The organism is Nonomuraea monospora (assembly GCF_039531895.1).
GTDB classification, from domain to species: domain Bacteria; phylum Actinomycetota; class Actinomycetes; order Streptosporangiales; family Streptosporangiaceae; genus Nonomuraea; species Nonomuraea monospora.
Genome location: NZ_BAAAQX010000046.1, coordinates 24,004 through 45,632, shown reverse-complemented (window position 1 = coordinate 45,632; position 21,629 = coordinate 24,004). Strand labels below are relative to the sequence as shown.

At 72.5% G+C, this 21,629-nt stretch carries 16 protein-coding genes; 10 read left to right on the top strand and 6 right to left on the bottom strand.

Going from position 1 to position 21,629, the window contains the following annotated elements:
- The first annotated feature begins 16 nt into the window (after positions 1-16).
- Positions 17-1,225, top strand: a complete 1,209-nt coding sequence (locus tag ABD331_RS51810) for a cytochrome P450 (RefSeq protein WP_344493366.1) — start codon at positions 17-19, stop codon at positions 1,223-1,225.
- A gap of 4 nt (positions 1,226-1,229) precedes the next feature.
- On the opposite strand, the gene ABD331_RS51805 is transcribed toward ABD331_RS51810, so the two are convergent.
- Together ABD331_RS51805 and ABD331_RS51800 are read right to left on the bottom strand one after the other, a co-directional pair.
- A complete protein-coding gene (locus ABD331_RS51805) occupies positions 1,230-1,745 on the bottom strand; it encodes an XdhC family protein (protein WP_344493364.1) in 516 nt (171 codons plus the stop codon).
- 68 nt (positions 1,746-1,813) lie between these two features.
- Positions 1,814-3,343 (bottom strand): alpha-N-arabinofuranosidase, encoded by a 1,530-nt coding sequence (locus ABD331_RS51800; protein ID WP_344493363.1) that lies wholly within the window; start codon positions 3,341-3,343, stop codon positions 1,814-1,816.
- A 255-nt stretch (positions 3,344-3,598) separates the two neighbouring features.
- Here ABD331_RS51800 and ABD331_RS51795 point away from each other — a divergent pair, with 255 nt between their 5' ends.
- Genes ABD331_RS51795 through ABD331_RS51785 form a run of 3 tightly spaced genes read left to right on the top strand, consistent with a single transcriptional unit; the run spans position 3,599 to position 7,531 of the window.
- Positions 3,599-4,417, top strand: coding sequence for an ABC transporter ATP-binding protein (locus ABD331_RS51795; protein ID WP_344493361.1), 819 nt, complete (start codon positions 3,599-3,601; stop codon positions 4,415-4,417).
- 37 nt (positions 4,418-4,454) lie between these two features.
- Positions 4,455-5,450, top strand: coding sequence for an ABC transporter substrate-binding protein (locus tag ABD331_RS51790; protein ID WP_344493359.1), 996 nt, complete (start codon positions 4,455-4,457; stop codon positions 5,448-5,450).
- Positions 5,447-7,531, top strand: coding sequence for an iron ABC transporter permease (locus tag ABD331_RS51785; protein ID WP_344493357.1), 2,085 nt, complete (start codon positions 5,447-5,449; stop codon positions 7,529-7,531). Before ABD331_RS51790 ends, ABD331_RS51785 begins: the two co-directional genes overlap by 4 nt.
- A 52-nt stretch (positions 7,532-7,583) precedes the next feature.
- Here ABD331_RS51785 and ABD331_RS51780 read toward each other — a convergent pair whose 3' ends face one another.
- Positions 7,584-10,667, bottom strand: coding sequence for an AfsR/SARP family transcriptional regulator (locus ABD331_RS51780; RefSeq protein ID WP_344493356.1), 3,084 nt, complete (start codon positions 10,665-10,667; stop codon positions 7,584-7,586).
- 348 nt (positions 10,668-11,015) lie between these two features.
- On the opposite strand from ABD331_RS51780, the gene ABD331_RS51775 reads away from it, so the two are divergent.
- Complete coding sequence (locus tag ABD331_RS51775; protein WP_344493354.1) at positions 11,016-11,702, top strand: hypothetical protein; 687 nt, start codon at positions 11,016-11,018, stop codon at positions 11,700-11,702.
- 2 nt (positions 11,703-11,704) lie between these two features.
- On the opposite strand, the gene ABD331_RS51770 is transcribed toward ABD331_RS51775, so the two are convergent.
- Complete coding sequence (locus ABD331_RS51770) at positions 11,705-12,358, bottom strand: TetR/AcrR family transcriptional regulator (protein WP_344493352.1); 654 nt, start codon at positions 12,356-12,358, stop codon at positions 11,705-11,707.
- Between the two features lie 162 nt (positions 12,359-12,520).
- Between ABD331_RS51770 and ABD331_RS51765 the strand changes: the two genes are divergently transcribed.
- The gene (locus ABD331_RS51765; RefSeq protein ID WP_344493476.1) at positions 12,521-14,062 is read left to right on the top strand and encodes an MDR family MFS transporter; all 1,542 of its coding nucleotides are present in this window, start codon (positions 12,521-12,523) and stop codon (positions 14,060-14,062) included.
- Positions 14,063-14,142: 80 nt separating this feature from the next.
- Here ABD331_RS51765 and ABD331_RS51760 read toward each other — a convergent pair whose 3' ends face one another.
- A complete protein-coding gene (locus tag ABD331_RS51760; RefSeq protein ID WP_148443499.1) occupies positions 14,143-14,496 on the bottom strand; it encodes an arsenate reductase family protein in 354 nt (117 codons plus the stop codon).
- Positions 14,497-14,707: 211 nt separating this feature from the next.
- On the opposite strand from ABD331_RS51760, the gene ABD331_RS51755 reads away from it, so the two are divergent.
- Both ABD331_RS51755 and ABD331_RS51750 read left to right on the top strand, forming a co-directional pair.
- Complete coding sequence (locus tag ABD331_RS51755; RefSeq protein WP_344493350.1) at positions 14,708-16,468, top strand: HAL/PAL/TAL family ammonia-lyase; 1,761 nt, start codon at positions 14,708-14,710, stop codon at positions 16,466-16,468.
- Positions 16,469-16,657: 189 nt separating this feature from the next.
- Positions 16,658-17,605: a pectate lyase family protein gene (locus tag ABD331_RS51750; protein WP_344493348.1), complete on the top strand. Its 948-nt coding sequence runs from the start codon at positions 16,658-16,660 to the stop codon at positions 17,603-17,605.
- A 223-nt stretch (positions 17,606-17,828) separates the two neighbouring features.
- On the opposite strand, the gene ABD331_RS51745 is transcribed toward ABD331_RS51750, so the two are convergent.
- Positions 17,829-19,055, bottom strand: a complete 1,227-nt coding sequence (locus ABD331_RS51745; RefSeq protein ID WP_344493346.1) for a hypothetical protein — start codon at positions 19,053-19,055, stop codon at positions 17,829-17,831.
- Positions 19,056-19,127: 72 nt separating this feature from the next.
- Here ABD331_RS51745 and ABD331_RS51740 point away from each other — a divergent pair, with 72 nt between their 5' ends.
- A complete protein-coding gene (locus ABD331_RS51740; RefSeq protein ID WP_344493344.1) occupies positions 19,128-19,805 on the top strand; it encodes a TetR/AcrR family transcriptional regulator in 678 nt (225 codons plus the stop codon).
- Between the two features lie 184 nt (positions 19,806-19,989).
- Positions 19,990-21,624 carry a glycosyltransferase gene (locus tag ABD331_RS51735; protein ID WP_344493342.1) on the top strand — a complete coding sequence of 545 codons (1,635 nt, stop codon included), beginning with the start codon at positions 19,990-19,992 and terminating at the stop codon, positions 21,622-21,624.
- Positions 21,625-21,629: the final 5 nt, after the last annotated feature.

Sequence of the window (21,629 nt, the reverse complement as noted above, 5' to 3'; positions counted from 1 at the left end):
CCGACAAGGAGTGGCGATGGCCGACATCGTCGAAAGGTACGACATCCCCGTACAACACTTCTGGCTGCACGGGCCCCGATCGGGCCCGGCGGTGGAGTTCTCGGCCGACGCCGGAATGTGGAACGTCTACGGTCACCCCGAGCTGCACGAGGTGCTCGGCGACCCGGCGGCGTTCTCCTCCGACACCATGCGGGTGGTCCCCGCGTCCATGATGCCGTCCAAGGACGACTTCTCCCTGGACGGCTTCATCACCCAGATCGACCCGCCCGAGCACGGCAAGCTACGCAAGCTGGTCAGCAGCGCCTTCACGCGCAAGGTCGTCGCGGATCTCGAGCCCAGAATCGCCGCGCTCACCCATGAGCTGCTCGACGCGGCGCGTGATCGGGAGCGGTTCGAGCTGGTGAGCGACCTGGCCTATCCCCTGCCCGTTATCGTCATCGCCGAGCTGCTGGGGGTGCCCAGTGGCGACCGCGCCCTGTTCAAGCGGTGGGCCGACGCGCTGTTCCAGAGCGACGCCAAGGTCTCGGTCAACCGGCCGTCGGACGAACGGGAGGCGGAGCTCCAGGCAGTGATGAAGCCGTGGAAGGAGATGTCCGACTACCTGGCCGGGCACGCCGCGCAACGCCGCAGGCAGCCGCGCGCCGACCTGCTCACCAGGCTGGTCGAGGCCGAGGTGGACGGCGAGCGCCTGCCCGACGACCAGGTGGTCAACTTCGCGATCCTGCTGCTGCTCGCCGGGCACATCACCACGACGATGCTGCTCGGCAACACGGTGTTGTGCCTGGACGCCTACCCCGAGCAGCAGGACAGGGCGCGGGCCGACCGCGCCTCGATCCCGGCCGTCATCGAGGAGGCGCTGCGGCTGTTCACGCCGTTCGCCGCGCTCGGCAGGGCCACCACCCGCGAGGTGAAGCTGGGCGGCGTGACCATCCCGGCCGACCAGATGGTCATGTGCTGGCTCGGGGCGGCCAACCGGGACCCCCGGCAGTTCCCCGACCCGGAGGCGTTCGACCCGCACCGCGACCCGAACCCGCACCTCGCCTTCGGGCGCGGCATCCACTTCTGCCTCGGCGCTCCGCTGGCCAGGCTGGAGGGGCGGATCGCGCTGAACATCCTGCTCGACCGGTTCGAGCGGCTCAGGACGGATCCCGACGACCCGGTGCTGTTCATCCCCACGCCGACACTGACGGGGGTGCGGCGGTTGGCGCTCGTCCGGAACCTGTGAGCGCCTAGAAGAGGAACCCGCCCGGGCGGCCGTTGCGGTCGGCGATCAGGCCGGCGAGGGTCGCGACGGCGATCTCGGGCGGGGTCTTCGAGCCGATGTTCAGCCCGATGGGCCGGTGCACCCGGGCGACCTCCTCCGGCGGCACCCCCAGCTCGGCCAGCGCCCCCACGTGCGGGGCGGTGTGCCGGGCGCTGCCCATGATGCCGACCCAGCGCACGGGGTACTTGAGCACGTCGCGCAGCACCGGGCCGATCTCGTCGCGGTGGTGGTCGGTGAGCACCACGTCGGCCGTGCCGTCCAGGTGGTCGGCCAGCCGCTCCGCCCGTACCGAGCCCTGGGCCTGGCGCTGCGGGTCGGGCTCGTACAGGACCGTGCGGTAGCCGAGCTCGGCACCGAACCTCAGCAGGCAGTCGGCCACCGGCGAGTCGAAGACGGCGACCAGGGTGCGCCCGTCCGCCGCGACGGGGGCCTCGCTGTGGGCCACCTCACACGCCGGGTCCTCATCGTGAGTGTGGGTCATACCCCCGTACGTTACGCGGCGGGGCTCGGCGTGAGCAGGTCCTCCAGGCCGATGCGGGCCGGGAAAGCTCAGCCGAGCCGGCCCTCGACGGTGACGAAGGAGTGGGCGGGCAGGTGCACGCGCAGCCCGGTCGCGGTGGCGGTGACCTGCTCGTGGGCGCGCGGAGCGATGGCGCCGGGCGCGTCGGGGGTGTTGTGGGCCTGCAGCTTGTCGGCGGTGAGGATGCGGGCGCGGACGTCCGTCACGGCGCCGCCGCGCAGGTCGAGGTCGACGTCGGCGGGCTGCTCGGCGTCCAGGTTGGACAGCGAGACGAGCACCTTGCCGTCCTTGCGGCTGGCCGACAGCGACACGGTGGTCAGGGTGCCGGTGCCGACCTCGCGGGCGGGCAGCTCCTCGCGCAGGTCCACGCGGAGCGAGGTGGCGTCCTGGTGACCCTTGTTCATCTCGAAGACGTGGTACGTCGGCGTCAGCACCAGGGCCTTGGTGTCGGGGTCGGTGAGGATCATCGCCTGCAGCACGTTGACGGTCTGCGCGATGTTGGCCAGCACCAGGCGGTCGGCGTGGCGGTGGAAGATGTCGAAGTGCAGGCCGGCGACCAGGGCGTCCCTGAGCGTGTTCTGCTGGTAGAGGAAGCCGGGGTTGGTGCCGGGCTCGACGTTCCACCAGGTGCCCCACTCGTCCAGCGCCAGGCCGACGGTCTTGCCGGGGTCGTAGCAGTCCATCACGTTGGCGTGGCCGGTGATCAGCTCGTCCACGTGCGCGGCCTTGACCATCGTGGCGTAGTAGTCGTCCACGTCGAAGACGGTGGCGTCGCCCTTGTCGTGCCAGGGGCCGGGGACCGTGTAGTAGTGGAACGACAGCGCCTGCATGAAGTGCGTGGGCCGGTAGGCGCAGCCCAGCTCGCCGTACTGCTTCATCAGCGTCTCGGTCCAGCCGTAGTCGGCGGAGTTGGCGCCGGCGGCGACGCGGTAGAGCTTGTTGTCGCCGTGGTCGCGGCAGTAGGTGCCGAACCGGCGGGCCTCGGCCGCGTAGTGCTGGGCCGACATGTTGCCGCCGCAGCCCCACGCCTCGTTGCCCAGGCCCCAGAAGCGCACCTTCCACGGCTCCTCGCGGCCGTTCTGCTTGCGCAGCCGGACCATCGGCGAGTCGCCGTCGCGGGTCAGGTACTCGACCCAGTCGCTCATCTCCTTGACGGTGCCCGAACCGACATTCCCGGAAATATACGGCTCCGTCCCCAGCAGCTCGCACAGCGCCATGAACTCGTGCGTGCCGAAGTGGTTGTTCTCCTCGACGTTGCCCCAGTGCGTGTTGACCATCACCGGCCGGTCCGCCTTCGGGCCGATGCCGTCCATCCAGTGGTACTCGTCGGCGAAGCAGCCGCCCGGCCAGCGCAGGTTCGGGATGTTCAGCGCCTTCAGCGCCTCGACCACGTCGAGGCGGATGCCGCCCTCGTTCGGGATCTCGCTGTCCTCGCCCACGTAGAAGCCGCCGTAGATGCACCGGCCGAGGTGCTCGGCGAAGTGACCGTACAGGTGCCGGCTGATCACCGGGCCGGGCACGTCGAGGTTGATGACAGCGGGCACGACGTTGTCACTCATCAGGGCACCGTTCTCGTTTCATGGCTGCAGAGGACGCGGGCTACTTTATCGATACATAAAGTGCTGTCAAGGAGGAGTGGTATGGCGGAGATCCTGGTGCTCGCATCGGGCTGGTCCGCTACGTCGGGCGGACGGCGACCCGGCCGGTCGATCCGGCCCCTGAGGAGCCGCTGTCGCTGCTGTGCAGCGATTGATCACAAGGTGTGACCTACCCCGGCATGGCATCCTTAGCAAGGTTAGCCTAACCTTAGGCCCATGACCGAGGAGATCTCTCTCCGCGGCGCGGAGCTTCGCCTCAGCTACCACGGCACCCCCGTGGTCGAGGACGGTCGCATCACCCTGCGGCCGGGCCACGTGACCGCCCTGGTAGGCCCCAACGGCAGCGGGAAGTCCACGCTGCTGCGCGCGCTGTCCAGGCTGCACCGCCCCGACGGCGGCGCCGTGACGCTGGGTGACGGCACCGACGCGCTGGCCCTGTCCGCGCGCGACTTCGCCTGCCGGGTGACGCTGCTCGCGCAGAGCCGCCCCACTCCCGGCGGCGTGTGCGTACGCGACGTCGTCGGCTACGGTCGCCACCCCTACCGGCGGCGCTGGCGGGCGGCGGACCCCGACGGCACCGCCGCCGTCGAGCGGGCCATGGAGCTCACCGGCGTGACCCAGATGGCGCAGCGGCCGGTGGACGAGCTGTCCGGCGGCGAGCTGCAGCGTGTCTGGCTCGCCACCTGCCTGGCCCAGGACACCGGCGTCCTGCTGCTGGACGAGCCCACCACGTTCCTCGACCTGCGCTACCAGGTGGAGCTGCTCGACCTCGTCCGCGACCTGGCCGACGAGCACAACGTGGCGATCGGCGTCGTCCTGCACGACCTCAACCAGGCGGCCGAGATCGCCGACCACGTCGTGCTCCTGCACCGGGGACGCATCCGCGCGGACGGCCCGCCCGCCGACGTACTCACCGAGGAACTCCTCACCGACACCTACGGCATCCGCATCGAGGTCAGCCACGACCCGAGGACCGGCACCGTGACCACCCGGCCCATCGGCCGCCACAGCAGAACCGTCCAAGCAGCCACCTGACCAGAACCGTCCCAGCAACCACATGACAGGAACAACCATGCGCAGTGCCCTGACGGCTCCCCTGACAGCCCTCGCCGCCGTCGTCGTCCTCGCCGCCTGCGGCACGACAGAGGCCCCCGTGACCACGCAGTCCCCCGCCGCCGGCAGCACGGCGTCGGCCACCGCCACCCCCGTCACCCTGACCGACGCCCGCGGCAAAAAGGTCAAGCTCGACCGCCCGGCGACCAGGGTCGTCAGCCTGGAGTGGAGCGAGACCGAGATGCTGGTCAGCCTCGGCGTCATGCCCGTGGGCGCGGCCGACGTGAAGGGCTACGCCACCTGGGACACCGCCGCCAAGCTCGACTCCACCGTCAAGGACGTCGGCATGCGGCAGGAGCCCAGCATCGACTCCATCAGCGCCCTCGACCCTGACCTGGTCATCATGGAGTCCGACGACGAGGAGCTGGCCGCGCAGCTCGAGAAGTTCGTGCCCGTGGTGGTGGCCAAGGGCAGCGACGCCACCGACAACCTCAAGCGCATGCGCGACGACCTCAACCTGATCGCCACGGCCGTCGGCAAGACCGACACCGCCACCAAGCTGATGAGCGACTTCGACGCCGCGATGGCCGCCGGCAAGGAGAAGCTCGCCGCCGCCGGCGCCACAGGCAAGCCGTTCATCATGGCCGACGGCTGGAAGCAGGGCAGCACCATCTCCATCCGCCTGTTCGGCAAGGGCTCGCTGGTCTCCGAGGTGGCCACCCAGCTCGGCCTCAAGAACGCCTGGACGGGCAAGGTCGACGCCGACTGGGGCCTGGGCACCACCGACGTCGAGGGCCTGACCGTGCTCAAGGACCCCGAGACCCGCTTCTTCTACAACGCCTCCGACGGTGAGGACGTCTTCGCCGACGGCCTCGACAAGAACGCCATCTGGAAGTCGCTGCCGTTCGTGGAGAAGCAGCAGGTCACCAAGCTGCCCAACGGGATCTGGACCTTCGGCGGCCCCCTGTCCTGCCAGCAGTTCGCCGACGCTCTGGTGAAGGCGTTCACCGGTTGAGCACGGACGTCCTGACCCCGGCGCCGCCCACCACGCCGCTGCGGCGGCTGGGCACCGCCGGGGTCTTCCTCCTCGCGCTGGGCGCCACCGTCCTGGTGGCGGCCGTGCACCTCACCCAGGGCACCTCCTCCATCGGCGCGCTCGACCTGCTGGCCCTGCCGTTCGGCGGCGACTCCGGCAACGCCGACGAGGCCGCCCGCGTGCTGATCGCCTCACGGCTGCCCCGGCTGCTGGCCGGCGTCTGCGTCGGCGTCGCCCTGGGCGTGGCCGGCGCGCTGCTGCAGTCCGTCGCCCGCAACGCGATGGCCGCGCCCGACACGCTGGCCGTCAGCTCGGGCGCCTATCTGGCGGTCGCCACCGCGGCCGCGTTCGGGCTGGCGCTCCCCGTGTCCGTGTCCGGCGGGCTCGCGCTGGTCGGCGGGCTCTGCGCCGCCGCGCTGGTGCTGGCCCTGTCCGCGGGCGGGCGCACCGGCACCACCCGGCTGATCCTCGCCGGTACGGCCACGTCCCTGGCACTCAGCTCCCTGACGAACCTCGTCATGATCCTGTTCGAGCAGGAGACGACCGGGCTGTTCGCCTGGGGCAGCGGCTCCCTCGTCCAGAGCGACCTGGACGCCGTCACCCAGCTCGGCCCGCTCATCGCCATCGCGCTGGCCGCCGCCGTGGTGGCCGGGCCCCGGCTGGACATCCTCGGCCTCGGCGACGACACCGCCACCGTCCTCGGCCTGAACGTGCGGCGGCTGCGCCTGTGGCTCACCCTGCTGGCCGTGCTGCTGGCCGCGGCGGCCGTGACCATCGCCGGGCCCATCGGGTTCGTCGGGCTGTGCGCGCCGGTCGTCGTGCGGCTGCTGCCCAGGTCCATCCCCGGGCTGCACCGGCACCGCATGCTGCTGCCCCTGTCCGGGGTGGCCGGCGCGCTGATCATGCTGGGCTCCGACATCCTGCTGCGGGCCGTGCTCGGCGCGCAGGCCGGCGTGGAGGTGCCGCCCGGCGTCGTCACCACCGTCATCGGCGCGGCCGTGATGATCTGGCTGGCCCGCCGCTACCGCGACGCGGGACCGACCCGCAAGCCGCCCGCCGTCCGCACCGGCGGGGCCCGCTCCCGCACGGCCTTCCTCACCGTCGTCGCCGTCTGCGCCGCCCTCCTCGCCGGCGCGATCGTGCTCGGGCTGCTCGGCGGCGACCGGTGGCTGCTCACCGGCGACGTGGCCAACTGGCTGCAGGGGCGCAGCGGGCGGGCGCTGACGTACGTGCTCGACCAGCGGTGGCCCCGCGTCGGCGCCGCCGTGCTGGCAGGCGCCGCACTGGCCGTGGCCGGCGCGGCCGTGCAGGCCGTGTGCCGCAACCCGCTCGCGGAACCCGGCGTGCTCGGCGTCACCACCGGCGCCGGCGTCGGCGCCGTCGCCCTCATCACGCTGGCGCCGGCGGCCGGCATCTGGTCGATGTCCGCCGCCGCCGGCACGGGCGCGCTCGTCGCGTTCGGGCTCGTGTACGGGCTGGCGTGGCGCGGCGGGCTCAGCTCCGACCGGCTCGTCCTCATCGGCGTCGCCATGCAGGCCGCCTGCACCGCCATCACCGTGCTGATCATCGTCCTGTCCGACCCGTGGAACACCGCCAAGGCCCTGACCTGGCTGTCCGGCTCAACCTACGGGCGGGTGCCGGTGCAGCTCGTGCCCGTCCTGCTGGCGCTCGCGCTCGTCGTGCCGCTGCTGGTGTGGCTGCGGCGCGACCTCGACCTGCTTTCCCTGGACGAGGACACGCCGCGCATCCTGGGCGTGCCCCTGGAGCCTGTGCGGCTGGGGGCGCTCGCCGGGGCCGTGCTGCTCACCTCCACGGCCGTGTCAGCGGTCGGGGTGGTCGCCTTCGTGGGGCTCGTGGCGCCGCATGCCGCCCGGGCGCTGGTGGGGGCGCATCATGCCCGGGTGTTGCCGGTGGCGGCGTTGCTCGGGGCGGTGCTGGTCAGCTTGGCGGACACGCTCGGGCGGACGGTGATCGCGCCTGCCCAGGTGCCTGCCGGGCTGGTCACGGCGCTCATCGGGACGCCGTACTTCGTCTACCTGTTGTGGCGGGCGCGCGCCTGAACCCTGGATGCGGCCAGCCATGGGCGCGTCCGGCCTTCGGGGGCGTCCCTCCTCATCGCGTGCCGGGGAGGGCCGCGAGGTGGGCCCGCACGTCGCGGGCCGTGGCCGGGTCGAGGTCGGCGTGCCCGCCGAGCGCCCGCTCGTAGTGGTCGCGCGCGAGATCGGGACGTCCGGCGGCCCGATGCCCGTGACCGAGCCCGGCATGGGCGCGGGCCCGCTGATCGGGCGCCCCGATCTCGGCGGCGACGGCCAGGGCCGCCTCATGGCAGGCGACGGCGTCACCCGGACGCCCGGTGGCCAGCGCGGTCTCACCGAGCCCGTTGAGCGCCCACGCCTGCCCCTCCCGGTCGCCGATCTCCCGGTAGAGCGCGTACGCCCGTTCGAAGTGCTCGGCGGCGACGGCGTGCCGGCCGAGGCGGGCCTGGGCGCCCGCCAGGTTGTCCAGCGTGCTCGCCTCACCCGACACGTCCCCGAGCCGCCTGAACAGCACCAGCGCCTGCTCGCAGTGCCCCACGGCCCGGTCGGGCCGGCCCGCGTGCTGCTCGGCGATGCTCAGGTTGTTCAGGATCGCCGCCTCGCCCGACAGGTCGCCCGTGCGCCGGAACAGGGCCAGTGCCTTCCGGTAATGACCGATGGCCCGGTCCGTGCGGCCGAGGCGTTCCGCCACGATGCCCAGGATGTTCAGCACCCGCGCCTGCCCGGTGGGGTCGCCCGCGCTCCGGCAGCGGGTCAGGGCGCTTTCGAGGTGCCGGTGCGCGGCGTCCAGGTTGCCCTGCCGCAGCTCCACCCTGCCGAGGCTGGTCATCGCGATCCCCGCGCCGACCCCCTGCCCCGCCTCGTCGAACGACGCCAGCGCCCGCCCGAACAGCCCGGCCGCCCGGTCGTGCTGCCCCATCTCCAGGTGCGCCTCCCCCAGCCCCAGCAACGCCCAGGCCGCCCCCTCCCGATCGCCCGCTTCGTCGGCCGCGCGGTGAGCCCGGGAGTGCAGGGTCAGGGCGTCGGTGGTGAGCCCCGCGCCGAGGTAGCGGTACATGATGGCCGCCAGCATGGGACGGTGTGCGGCGACCGCCACCAGGTTCGGCCGTTCGGCGTCCAGCCACCTGCGGGCCGCGTCGGTGCCCGCCAGCTCGGGGAGAGGGGTGTCCTGCGGGTCTACGGGCGGGCGGCGGTGCGTCTCGGCCGGGTAGAGGCCGTCCATCGCCGTCGCGGCGGCGGCCACGTAGTAGGCGGCCAGGCGGGCGAGCGCGGCGTCCGGCTCCTCCGGTGTCACCAGGCGGACGGCGTACGCGCGCAGGAGGTCGTGCATGCCGTACCTGGCGGGGGTGTTCTCGTGCAGGAGGTGGGCTCGGGTGAGCGTTTCGACTTCCTTTCGCGTTCTCTTCAGGTCCCTTCCGGTCAGCGCGGCTGCGGCGTGCACGTCGAAGTCGGCGCCTGGGTGCAAGCCGAGCAGTCTGAACGTGCGGGCGGCGGCCGGCGGGAGGTGCCTGATCGACCAGGAGAACACCGACACCACGGCGGTACGCGGGTCACCGCCCGCGTCGAGCAACTCCAGCCGAGGGCGGACGTCGGCCGGCTCGGGGGGTGTGGAGGGGGCGGCGAGTTCGGCGGCGAGGGTGCGCAGGGGCAGCGCCGGGCGGGAGACGGCCAGTTCGGCGGCGATGCGCAGGGCCAGCGGCAGTCGGGCACAGCGGGCGGCGAGGGTGGCGACGGCGGACGGGTCGGCGGCGGCGCGGGCGCCGATCAGGCGGTGCAGCAAGGCGTGGGCGTCGGCGGGCGGGAGCAGGCCGACCTCGACCCGCCGTGCGCCGTCCCGCGCGACCAGCCCCGCCAGGCTGTCCCGGCTGGTCACCAGCACCCCGCACGGCCCAGTGCCGGGCAGCAGCGGGCGGACCTGCTCGACCGACGACGCGTTGTCCAGGATCACGAGCATGCGGCGGCCCGCCAGCTCGGTGCGGAGCCTGGCCGCCCGTTCGTCGGTGTCGAGCGGGATGTCGGCGGGCCGCACGCCGAGCGCGGTCAGGAAGCGGGCGAGGGCGTCGGTGGCGGCCATGGGCCGGCCGGGGTCGTAGCCGCGCAGGTCGACGTGAAGGTGGCCGTCGGGGAACCGGTCGCGTGAGCGGTGCGCCCAGTGCACGGCGAGGGCTGTCTTGCCGACGCCCGCAGTGCCGGAGAGCACAGCGACGGTGACCGTGGTGTCCGGCGGGCGGGTGTCGGGGGTGTGGAGGAGCAGGTCGTCGAGCCGGCGCAGTTGATCGGTACGGCCGGTGAAGGCGGGCACGTCGGCGGGCAACTGCGCGGGAACGGGGGCCACCGGCCGCGGATCCGCGACCGGCCTCTCAGGCTCAGGCGGTGTCCTGTCGCCTGACCGAGCCACGTCCACACCACCGACCCGCAACGCCGGATCGCCCGTCAGGATCGCCTGATGCAACCCCCGCAACGCATCCCCCGGCTCAAGCCCAAGCTGATCCCGCAGATGATCCCAAGCCGCCCGATAAGCCTGAAGCGCCTCCCCCTGCCGCCCCGCCCGATACAGGGCGACCATGAGCTGCCCCCAGAACCGCTCCCGCAGCGGCTGATCGGTGACGAGCTTCTGCAGCTCCGCCACCACCTCACCATGCCGCCCCAACTCGAGATCGGCCGCGATCCGATGCTCGACAGCCTGCAGCCGCAGCTCCCCGAGCCGGATGGCGTCGGGCCGGGCGAACGCCTCGTCGGCGAACTCCCCCAGCGCGGGCCCCCGCCACAACGCCAGCCCCGCCTCCAGCGCGGCGCGGGCCCGAGCCGGATCCCCATCGGCCAACGCGGCGGCCCCCGCTCCCGCCAGCCGTTCGAAGCGGTCGGCGTCCAGTTCGTCCGGACCGAGTCGCAGCAGGTAGCCGCCGTCGCGCGTGAGCACCCCGCGTCCGGCGGACCGCAGCGCGTTCCGCAGCTCGGAGACCCGCACGTGGATCATCGCCGCCGCGCTGCGCGGCGGCCGTTCGCCCCACAGGGCGTCGGTCAGCGCGGGCACGGACACCGGCCGTCCCGCGTTCAGCAGCAGGACGGCGAGCAGCCGCCGGTGCCGCGGCCCGCCGAGCGCGATCGCGGCGCCGTCGTGCACCGCCCCCACCGAACCCAAGATCCGGAACTCCACCATCACACTCCCCAGGCGCATGCGTGAAGCGGGCCCGGCGGCGTGCCCCCGTCCGGGCGTCTCCCCGATCGGGTCTTCGTCCCGGACGCGGCTGCGGATGACGGGGACGGATACCGGATGATCGCGGCAAGTGGGCGAGTAAGGATTCCGGAAGGGCGATCTCCTAGCATTCCCGACGTCAGCAGCGCGGGGGCCCGGGCCCGCGGCGGCGGCGCTCGACGGGGTTGACGACAGGCCTGAGCTGGAGTCCTCCCCGGCGGCGCCGGTGCCGGTGGGTCGGACGCGCCTGCGACCGGCCCGGTCCCAGTCCGCCGACGGGGGCCGGGCCACCTCGACGCACGAGGAGAAGCCATGGCATTGCGCAAGTCACGTCACACGGCGGCCGCGTTCCTGGTGGCGGCCGGGGTCATCGTGCTCGCCGCCGCTCCGGCCGGGGCCGCGGACGGGTCCGGGCTGCGTCCTGGAGACGTCGTCTGCACCGACCGCGCCTACTCCGACAGGGGCGCGTGGGCGTACGGGAACGCGACCCACCAAGCGCCCGTCACGTGGACGGTCCGCACCTCCGCGACCGTGGACGGGCCCGAGACGGAGCTGCTGCGCCGTACCCAGTGGGAGCTGACGAGCGTGCGTGTCACGTCGCCGTCCCCCGGGCCCGCGTACTACCGGGCCTGTCTCACGAACACCTCCGACGCGACCGTCCACTACCGTCTGTCGCTCGGGCCCGTCCCCGGGCCGAAGGTGCTGACGGGGGTGGGGCCGCATACGGCCGTGCTCGGCGCGGGTGCGCGGGCGTGCGGCGAGTGGGCCGCCGGGTGGGAGGCGCCGGCGTTGCGGCTGGCCGGGACGTCGTCCGTGCCGGTGCTGTTCGCGATCAGGGCTGCGAACGGCGACGGCGAGATCCTCGGTGAGCAGCCGTTGGAGACGACGGCGTCCATCGACCGGGCTCTGACGCCGCCCATCACGCAGAGCTACGAGGTGTGCGTCACCAACACCTCGCCGAGCACGGCCACCCTGAGCTGGGAGGTCACGCGCGCCTGAAGTTATCCAGAGCCGCCCAGCCCCTGCCCGCCCGGACCTCCCTCACCCCCGGACGGACAGGGGCTGGGCCATGCCTCGAAGGGCCGGGCGATCTCGTCCAGCGCCAGCACGGTCAGCTCGTGCAGCGACCGCGTCTCGGAGTCGGCGCACCACCGCTGCGTGGCGATCCGCATCGCCGACAGGAACGCGGCCGTGACCATCTCCGGCCCGACGCCCCCGGGCTGCTCGCGCTCGGCGACCGCCTGGCTCAGTGACCGCTCCAGCCGCACCCGGCCGGCGAGCTGCCTGGCCAGCAGGGACGGGTGGTTCATGGCGAGGCGGGCGCGCTGGTGCCATTCGCGGTCAGGGCCGCCGGTCTCGGCGTAGAGGCTCTGGAGCGCGCCGCGCAGCGCCTGCCAGGCGGTCCGGTCGGCGGGTTGCTCGCGTACGCGCAGGACGAGGGTGTCCAGGCGCTGCTCGTCGCCGTACAGCAGCGCGTCCTCCTTGCCGTCGAAGTAGTTGGAGAACGTGCGCCGCGAGATGTTGGCGGCGTCGGCGATGGCTTCGACGGTGACGTTGTCCAGGCCGTGCTCGACGGTCAGCCGTAGCGCCGCCTCGTGCACGGCCTGGCGGGTCTGGGCCTTCTTGCGCTCCCGCAGACCAGTTGTGTTGCCCATGATGTCTCACAGCTTACCCAACGGGAATAAATGCTCAATGCGCAAAGTTGCCCCATGTGCATGTAAGGTGTCCGGGTTGATCCTTACTTCCTTGTGAAAACGTCCTAGAAACGGAGGTCGCGCGTGAGTGCACAGCCGGCAGCGCCGTCCGCGGCGGAGCCGATGACCCACCGCCAAATCCTCGAAGCTCTGAGCGGCCTGCTGCTCGTCCTGTTCGTCGCCATGATCAGCGGCACCATCGTCTCGGTGGCGCTGCCCCAGATCATCGGCGCGCTGGACGGCACGCAGTCGCAGTACACCTGGGTCGTCACGGCATCCCTGCTGGCCTCGACCGCCTCGACGCCCATCTGGGGCAAGCTCGCCGACCTGTTCAACAAGAAGCTGCTGCTCCAGATCTCCATCGTCATCTTCATGGTCGCCTCGCTGGCCTGCGGGTTCGCGCAGAACACCGGGCAGCTCATCGCGTTCCGCGCCGTGCAGGGCCTGGGCATGGGCGCGCTGCAGATCCTCGCGCAGGTCGTCATCGCCGCGATGATCTCGCCGAAGGAGCGTGGCCGCTACAACGGTTACCTCGGCGCCGTCATGGCCGTGGCCACCGTCGGCGGCCCGCTGCTCGGCGGCCTCATCGCCGACACCTCCTGGCTCGGCTGGCGCTGGTGCTTCTTCATCGCCGTGCCGTTCACCATCGCCGCCTTCGCGCTGCTGGCCAAGACCCTGCACATCCCGACCGTGCGGCGCTCGAACGTGAGCATCGACTACTGGGGCGCCACCCTCATCGCCGCCGGCGTCAGCATCCTGCTCATCTGGGTCACCTTCGTCGGCAACGACTTCGACTGGCTGTCCTGGCAGACCGCCGCCCTCGCCGGCAGCGGCGTCGTGCTGCTCGCCCTGGCCACGTGGGTCGAGTCGTTCGTCAAGGAGCCGGTCGTGCCGCTGCACGTCATCCGGCGGCGCACGCCCGCGCTGGCCATCCTGGCCAGCCTCGCGGTCGGCATGGCCATGTTCGGCGGCTCGGTCTTCCTCGGCCAGTACTTCCAGATCGGCCGCGGCTTCGGCCCCACCCAGGCCGGCCTGCTGACCATCCCCATGATGGTGGGCGTGCTGCTGTCGTCCACGATCAGCGGCCGGATGGTCTCCAACACCGGAAGGACCAAGCCGTTCATCCTCGTCGGCCTGGTCGTCCTGCTGGCGGGCTTCGCCGGCCTGTCCACCATCGACCACCAGACCTCGCTGGTGCTGATCTCCGTCTACATGCTCGCCGTCGGCATCGGCGTCGGCATGTCGATGCAGAACCTCGTCCTGGTCATCCAGAACACCGTCCCGCTGAGCGAGATCGGCGCCGCCAGCGGCGCGGTCACGTTCTTCCGCTCGCTCGGCGGCACCGTCGGCGTGTCGGTGCTGGGCGCGGTGCTGGCCAACCAGGTCGCGACCAACATCACGCAAGGGCTGGCCAAGGCGGGGATCCCGGTCGGCGGCGACGCCGCCGCGGCCGGCGGCAGCCTGAACATCGCCGCCCTGCCCGAGCCGATCAAGGAGATCGTCAGGGCCGCGTACGGCGACGCCACCGGCCACATCTTCCTCATCTCGGCGGCCATCGCCGTCGTCGGCCTCATCGCCGCCGCCTTCCTCAAGCCCGCCAAGCTCCGCGACAGCCTCGACCTGCCCTCCGAGGCTCCCAAGGAGAAGGCCGTCACCGGCGCCTGACCTCCGACCAGGAAGGCCGCGCCCCCGTATCGCCCGCGGGGACGCGGCCTTCCTCCTGTCCGGACCACCTCTTCAAGGGCTCAGAGCACCGACCGCACCGCGTCCTCCGACCGGCCGATCACCGCCGACCCGTCGTCCGCCGTGATGATCGGCCGCTGGATCAGGATCGGGTTCTGCGCCAGCGCCCTGATCCACCGATCACGCGCGAACGCCTCCCGTGGCCACCCGTCCAACCCCAGCTCGGCCGCCCGCGCCTCCCCTGTCCGGGTGATGTCCCAAGGTTCCAGACCGAGCCTGGACAGCACCTCGCGCAACTCGGGCTCGCTCGGCGGGTCCTCCAGGTAGCGGCGCACGGTGTACTGCGCCGACTCGGCATCCAGGACGGACAGCGCGGAGCGGCACTTCGAGCACGCGGGGTTGATCCAGATCTCCATGGCAGTAGACCGTATCGGCCCGTTCGCCCCCACCCCCACCGCAGCAGCTCAAGCCGCGATTCGCCCCGCGGCGGGAGGCTTGCCATGGAAACGGTCGAGATCGGGTCAGCACTCTTCCCGGCGAGGCCGGGCCTCCTCCTGCCCGCCCCGCTGCCGTCGTTATAACGGTGCGGCACCGATCTTCGCCGGTTGGAGTTCCGAGGGAGCCGCCATGACCCGCCGCACCGCCACCGGCCTCGGCCTCAGCCTCGGCCTCGGGCTGGTCGCCGCCTTGTGCGTGCCGCCGACGGGCGGCTGCGCCGCGAACTGCCCGGGCCAGGCAGCCGCCGAACCCGCACCGTCCCTCACAGCACACCTCACGCCGCTGCCCGCAGTGCCTCCCACCCCAGCCCTCGCCTCGCGCCCGCTGAGCCTGGTGCTGGACGGCTCCTCGTTCTCCCTCACGGACGCGTTCGCGATCCTCGACGGCCGTCCCGTCACCGCCACGCTGGCCCCGTCCGCCCGCACCACCATGTCCAGAACCCGCGCCGGCGCCCTGGCTGCCCTGGAAGGCCGCCGCGTCTACGGCTGGAACCAGGCGCTCGGACCGCTCAAGGACCGCCCGCTCACCATGGCCCAGCAGGAACGCTTCCAACGCAACATCCTGCGCTCCCACGCCGCGGGCGTCGGCGACCCGCTGCCCGACGACGTGGTCAGGCTGGCCCTGATCCTCAAGGCGAACCAACTGGCCAGGGGCCGCGCCGGCGTCCGCCCCGAGTTGCCCCAGCGGCTGCTGGACCTGGTCAACGCCGGAGTCGTGCCACGGATGCCGCAGATCGGCTCCCTGGGCACCGGCGACCTGCAGCCCCACGCCGCGGCCGGCCTGGCGGCGATCGGCGAGGAGGCGCCGGTGCGTTACCGGGGCCAGGAGGGGCCCGCCTCCGAGGTGCTGCCCCGTGCCGGGCTGGCCAGGAGCTTCACCCTCCAGGCAGGTGAGGCGCTGCCGATCGTCAGCGGCGGCACCGTCCTGGCCGCCACGCTCGCGCACGCCGTCCACCGCGCCACGACGCTCGCCGACCAGGCCGAGGGGGCGTTCGCCCTGTTCATGGAGGCGACCAGGGCCGAGCGGAGCGCGCTGGACGCCCGTACCCACGCAGAACGCCACATCCCCGAGGAGAACGCGGTCGCCGCGCGCCTGCGCGCGCTGGTCGCGGGCTCCCGCTGGATGACGGAGGAGGGCCGCAGGCGGCTGAGCGCCGAGCCGAGGGTCCAGGACGCGGTGTCGGTACGGGCGGCGCCGCACATCCTGGCCGGCCTGCGGCACGCGCTCGCCGACGCCCGCCGCACCCTCACCCGCGAGGCCAACTCCTCCACCTTCAACCCGCTGATCTTCAGGCGGGAGCGGGGCCGCGGGTACGAGTTCGTGACGGGCGGCAACTGGGACGGCTCGATCATGGGACATCTCGCCGACACCCTGAACGCGGAGATCACCGACGTCGGCGTCCTGTCGCAGGAGCTGTCGGGACGCCTGCTCTCCCCCCGCTGGAGCTACGGCCTTCCGGCGAACCTGGCCGGTCCCCCCGTCGGCCTCAACTCCGGCATGGTGCAGGTGCAGACGGTGGCCGCCGCCCTGGTCCCCGAAATGCAGGTCAGAGCCTCCCCGGCGGGCACGCTGTCGCGTCCGGTGAAGGACGGGCAGGAGGACCACAACACGATGGCCATGGCCTCGGCCCGCCACCTGCACGAGAACCTCGACCGGCTGGAGATCGTCCTGGCCGTCCAGTACCTGATGGCCGCCCAGGGCATCGACCTGATCGCCGGGACGATGGCGGGCCTGCCGCTGGGCGCGGCTACGGCGCGGCTGCGGGCGGAGCTCAGGCGGTACGTGGCGCCGCTCGGCGACGACCGCTACCAGACCCCCGATCTGGAACGCGCCATCCAGCTCGTACGGGAGCGACGACTGGTGCCCGACATGAAAGTTTCACCATCGTAAAATCGCGTTGTTATGCCCTGACCGGCCACGACGCCGATCCGGTGAAAGGCCGTCCAAGGCGCTTCATTGACGGCCGGAAAGCGCTTTCCTAGATTCGCATGCGTTCACTCCCATGCCTGCCATTCACATACGTGAACGCCAGGCACAGACAGCACCTACAGACAACCCGCAGTAGGTAGGAGCACACTCATGCGCACAACACGACGTGTCCTCACCCTCGTCACCAGCCTGGCCGCCGCGGCGGCGGGGCTCACGGCGGCGACCGCGGCACCGGCGGCAGCCGACACCCCGCTGGTCGGCTGGGCCACGCAGGGCGGCGGGACCACCGGCGGCGGCAGCGCCGCCACCACCACCGTCTCCTCCGCCTCAGCGCTGACAAGCGCCCTGTCGTCCGGCTCCGCCGCCGTGATCAGGGTCTCCGGCACGATCTCCTGCTCCGGCATGCTCCGCGTCGCCTCCAACAAGACCGTCATCGGCAACTCGGGCGCGACCATCTCCGGGTGCGGCTTCAACGTGTCGCAGGCGTCGAACGTCATCATCCGCAACCTCACGTTCAGGAACTGGGGTGACGACGGGATCAACGTCCAGTACTCGACCCGGGTCTACATCGACCACAACACCTTCAGCAACGGCGGCGACGGAGCCCTGGACATCAAGCGGTCCAGCGACTACATCACCGTGTCCTGGAACAGGTTCTTCGACCACGACAAGACCATGCTCCTGGGCCACAGCGACAGCAACGCCGCCGAGGACCGCGGCCGCCTGCGGGTGACCTACCACCACAACTGGTTCGACGGCACCAACCAGCGCCACCCGCGCGTCCGCTTCGGCAACCCGGTGCACGTCTTCAACAACTTCTACGGCAGCGTCGGCAGCTACGGCGTCGCCTCCACCATGGAGGGCGGCGTGCTCGTCGAAGGCAACTACTTCGAGAACACCGACGACCCGTTCCACCTGGGCGAAGGCAGCTCGCCGGCCGGAACCCTGGTGGCCCGCAACAACCACTTCGTCAACTCGGGCAGTGGGCAGAGTGGTGGCAGCGTGCGGTCGATCCCGTACTCCTACTCGCTCGACTCCGCCTCCAGCGTCAAGTCCATCGTGACGGCGGGGGCGGGCGCGGGCCGCATCTCCATCTGACGACGGTGGCCGTGAGCGCGGCCTGATCTCCCCGCGCTCACGGCCTCGACGGCCGGGCTGGCACGCACGCACGCAGGGTCGACTCCACCCGCGGGGCTGAGGCCACACGCGAGGTTGAGGCCGCACGCAGGCTCGGTGTCGCACGTACGGGACTGAGGCCGCGCGTGGGGTCGGTGCCACACGCGGGCTCGGCACCCCGGTCGGGGTCGGTGTCGTGTTGGAGTTAGGCCGCCGCCGGGCTCGACGGCGCTCCTGAGCCCGGCGGTGTCGCGGGGTCGCCGCGGAAGGCGCGGGCGAGGCCGGCCGCGACCGGTGCGACGGCCATCGCGGCGAGTGCGATCAGCAGCGCGTACGTGTACGGCCCGCTCTGCGACGCGTGATCGTAGTGCCGGGAGCCAATCAGCAGGTAGACGGACCAGATCAGCATCGGCCCCGCCAGCCCTGCGACGGCCCCCGCCCCGAAGCTCGTCTCACGCCAGGCCGTCCACGCGGCGACCCCGGCCACCAGGGCAACAGACACGTACAGACCCCACAGGTCGGGAAGGTCCTCCACCCAGCCGCCCCGCACCTCCTGCGCCGTGAACAACAGGACGAAGGCGGTCAGCCCCAGCCAGATCCCGGGGCGTCCGAGGGCGGCCGTCGCGGCGGCGGCGCCGATCGCGCCGCCGGCCAGGGCTGCCAGGAGGGCGAGCAGCGCCGCCCGCTCCCCCGCCCCCAGCGCCTGCGCGTACTGGACGGGGCCGCCGATCAGGGCGCAGCCGAGCCACGCGGCCACCGGGACGGCCCAGTGCCTGACGCGTTCCCCGAACACCTGGGTCGCCGTCAGCGTCGCCACGATCACGGCCGCGGCGGGGTGCCAGGTGGCTCTGGTGAGGTCCCGGTACAGGCCGGGGCCGTCCCACTCGTGGTAGTCCTCCCACAGCGTCATCCCGGCCGCCTGGGCGAGGACGAGTTGCCCGCAGCACAGGACGGCGGCGAGCACGGCCGCGGTCACCAGGGTGCGGGTGGCGGCCCCACGCCAGCGAGGCACGGCCGCGCTCGCGCCGGACCAGGTGGCGGCCTCACGAGCCACAGTCGCGTCGGCCCGGGTGGTGGGACGGTGGGCGGTGATTGCGCGGGCCGAGGTGGTGGGGCGGCGGGCCGCGAGCGCGTAGGCGAGGACGGCGCCCGCCACCCAGCCAGGCCACCCCGCCATCGCATCGGGAAAGTCCGGCCCGTCGGCGCGGAACCCTTGCACCACCAGCGACCCGACCGCCACCGCCACCACACTCCCGCACAACGTGGCCATGGCGGCCCGGGCGGGACGGTCGCGGAGCAGGAGGCCGGCCGCGAGACCGGTCAGGACGCCGGCGGGTTCGGGGCGGCCGGCGAGGTAGAGGAGCGCCGCCAGGCCCGGCGCGGCGAGCAGGGTGACGGCTGCCGTGAGGAGAGCCCGGGGGATGTTCGGCATGGGCCCAGGAGATCACAACGGATCATCCGGGTGGAAGGGCGGCGGGCGGCGGGGGCCCGTACGGTGGTGGGCATGTCCTCCAGCAGAACCGCGCAGGCGGCATCCGGCAGGGCCGAGCGGGCCCACGACACCCGTGAGGCGATTCTCGACGCCGCCGAGCGGCTCTTCGCCGAGCGCGGGGTGGGCGAGGTCTCCAACCGGCAGATCGGCCAGGCGGCCGGGCAGGCGAACAACTTCGCCGTCGGCTACCACTTCGGCACCAAGGCGGACCTGGTGCGGGCGATCGTGCGCCGGCACACCGCCGTGACGGAGGAGCGGCGGCTGCGCATGCTGGCGGAGATCGCCGAGCCCGGCGACCCGCGCGACTGGATCGCCTGTCTGGTACGTCCGGCGACCGGCCAGCTCGACGCGCTGGGTGTGCCGAGCTGGCGGGCCCGTTGCCTGGCGCAGTTCGACACGGTGCCGGCTCTGCGGCAGATCGTGGTGGACGAGTCGGTGGCGGCGCCGTCGATGGGGCGGGCGCTGGAGGGGATGTTCCGGTTGCTGCCGGACCTGCCGGAGGAGGTGCACAGGGAGCGGGGGGACATGAGCCGCCTGCTGGTGGTGCACACGCTGGCCGAGCGGGAGCGGGCGCTGCACGAAGGGGAGCAGGGGGCGCGTACGGGGTGGGAGGCCACCGCGATCGGGCTCATCGACGCGCTGGCCGGGCTCTGGCTGGCTCCTGTCAGCGCCAGGGCCCTCCCTGGATGAAGCCAGGCCCTGTCAGCGCCAGGGCCTTCCCGGGTGAAACCAGTCCCTGTCAGCGTCAGGACGTTCCTGTGTGAAAGCTGTCAGGACTGAGCTGCGGAAATGTCGATTTCCCAGTGAGGACACAGCTTCTTCCCAGGTAGAGACCCTAAAGTGAGCCCCTCGTCGATCTCAGGGGGGCGCCGGCATGTCCGTCGAGGGTGGCGCGCGGCGGGTGCGCGGCAACGACTACCGCGTCCTGCGACCGCCGGAGCGCTGCACGCCGGAGCTGCGGGTCAGCGTGATCATCCCGGCCTACGGCACGCAGGACAAGCTGGATCTGGTGTTGCAGGGGCTGGCGCGGCAGACGTACCCGGCGGAGCTGACCGAGATCATCGTGGTGGACAACGGCAGCTCGCCGCCGCTGCGGCTGCCCGCGGGCTCGTCCGCCAGGATGGTGGTGTGCGAACGTCCGGGACGGGCCGCCGCCCGCAACGCCGGGCTGGCCGAGGCGACCGGCGACGTCATCCACTGGCTGGACTCGGACGTGGTGCTCACGCCCGGCGCGATCGAGGCGCACATGCGCTGGCATCACGCCGCGCCCTACCTGTCCGTCACGGGTTACCTCCGTTTCACGAGCGCGCCGCTGCCCGGCGTACTGCCTGATGATCTGGAGGCGGCGTTCGAGCCGGCCGACCCGCACGCGTGGCTGGTCGGCCTGGTGGAGCGGACGGACGGGCTGACGAACAACCCGGTGCGGCCGTTCAGCCTGCACGTCGGCGGCGCCACCTCCGTCAGCGCCCGCCTGGTGGAGGCCGCCGGGCCCATGGACGACGACCTGATACTCGGCCAGGACACCGAGCTGGGCTACCGGCTGTACCAGGCGGGGGCGGTGTTCGTGCCGGAGCCGCGGGCGCGCGCCTACCATCTCGGCCCGACCATGCGGATGCGTCATCAGGAGCGCATCGACCGGGTCAGCCACGCCTTCGTCGCCGACCGCATCCCCGCCTACCAATGGCTGCGCACACATCCGGCCCGCCGCTGGAAGGTGCCGAACGTGACCGCCGTCGTGGACGGCGCCGCCGGGTACGAGGCCGTCCGCGCCACCGTGGACGCGCTGCTCGCCTCGACCGTGGCGGACCTGTCGGTGGTGCTCGTCGGCCCCTGGGACACGCTCGAACGTGACCGCCGCGCCCCGCTCAAGGACCCGAACCTCGACCTGGTGCTGGTGCACGGCCACTACGAGCACGAGAGCCGGGTGCTGCTGGCGGCCGAGGAGCGGGTGGACCCGTCCGTGCCGTTCGTGCTGCGCCTGCCCGCGGGGTGGGTGCCCGGCGAGGACAGCCTGGCCAGGCTGCTGGCGCTGGCTCGTGGTGAGGGGCTGGGCCTGATCCAGGTGTTGCTGGCGGAGACGGCAGAGGAGGTGGTCTCGGCGCGGCTCGAACGGGTGTCGGCCCTGGCCCGCGCCCGGATCGTGGCCCACCGGGGCGAGGCGCTCGACGACGTCGTGGAGGACGTGTCGGGGGTGCGGTGGGTCGTCGGTGAGGAGTACGGGTTCGGCAGCGGGCCGGGTGAGATCGTCGGGCGGCGGGCCGCGTACAAGGCCAGGACGCAGGCGGAGGCGGAGGCGGCCCGGCTGGCGAAGGAGGCCGAGCGGCTGCGGGCGCAGGTCGCCAAGTGGCGGGACGAGGCGGCTCGCTGGCGCAGGAGCACCGTGGAGCTGCGGCGCGAGGTCGGCACGCTGCGCCGCGAGCTGCACGTGGCCAGGCGCGGGGACGGCGTGCGCGCCGTCCTGACCCGCCGCATGAAACGGGTGCTGACGAAGCGGACGCCCAAGGGCTGAGGCGG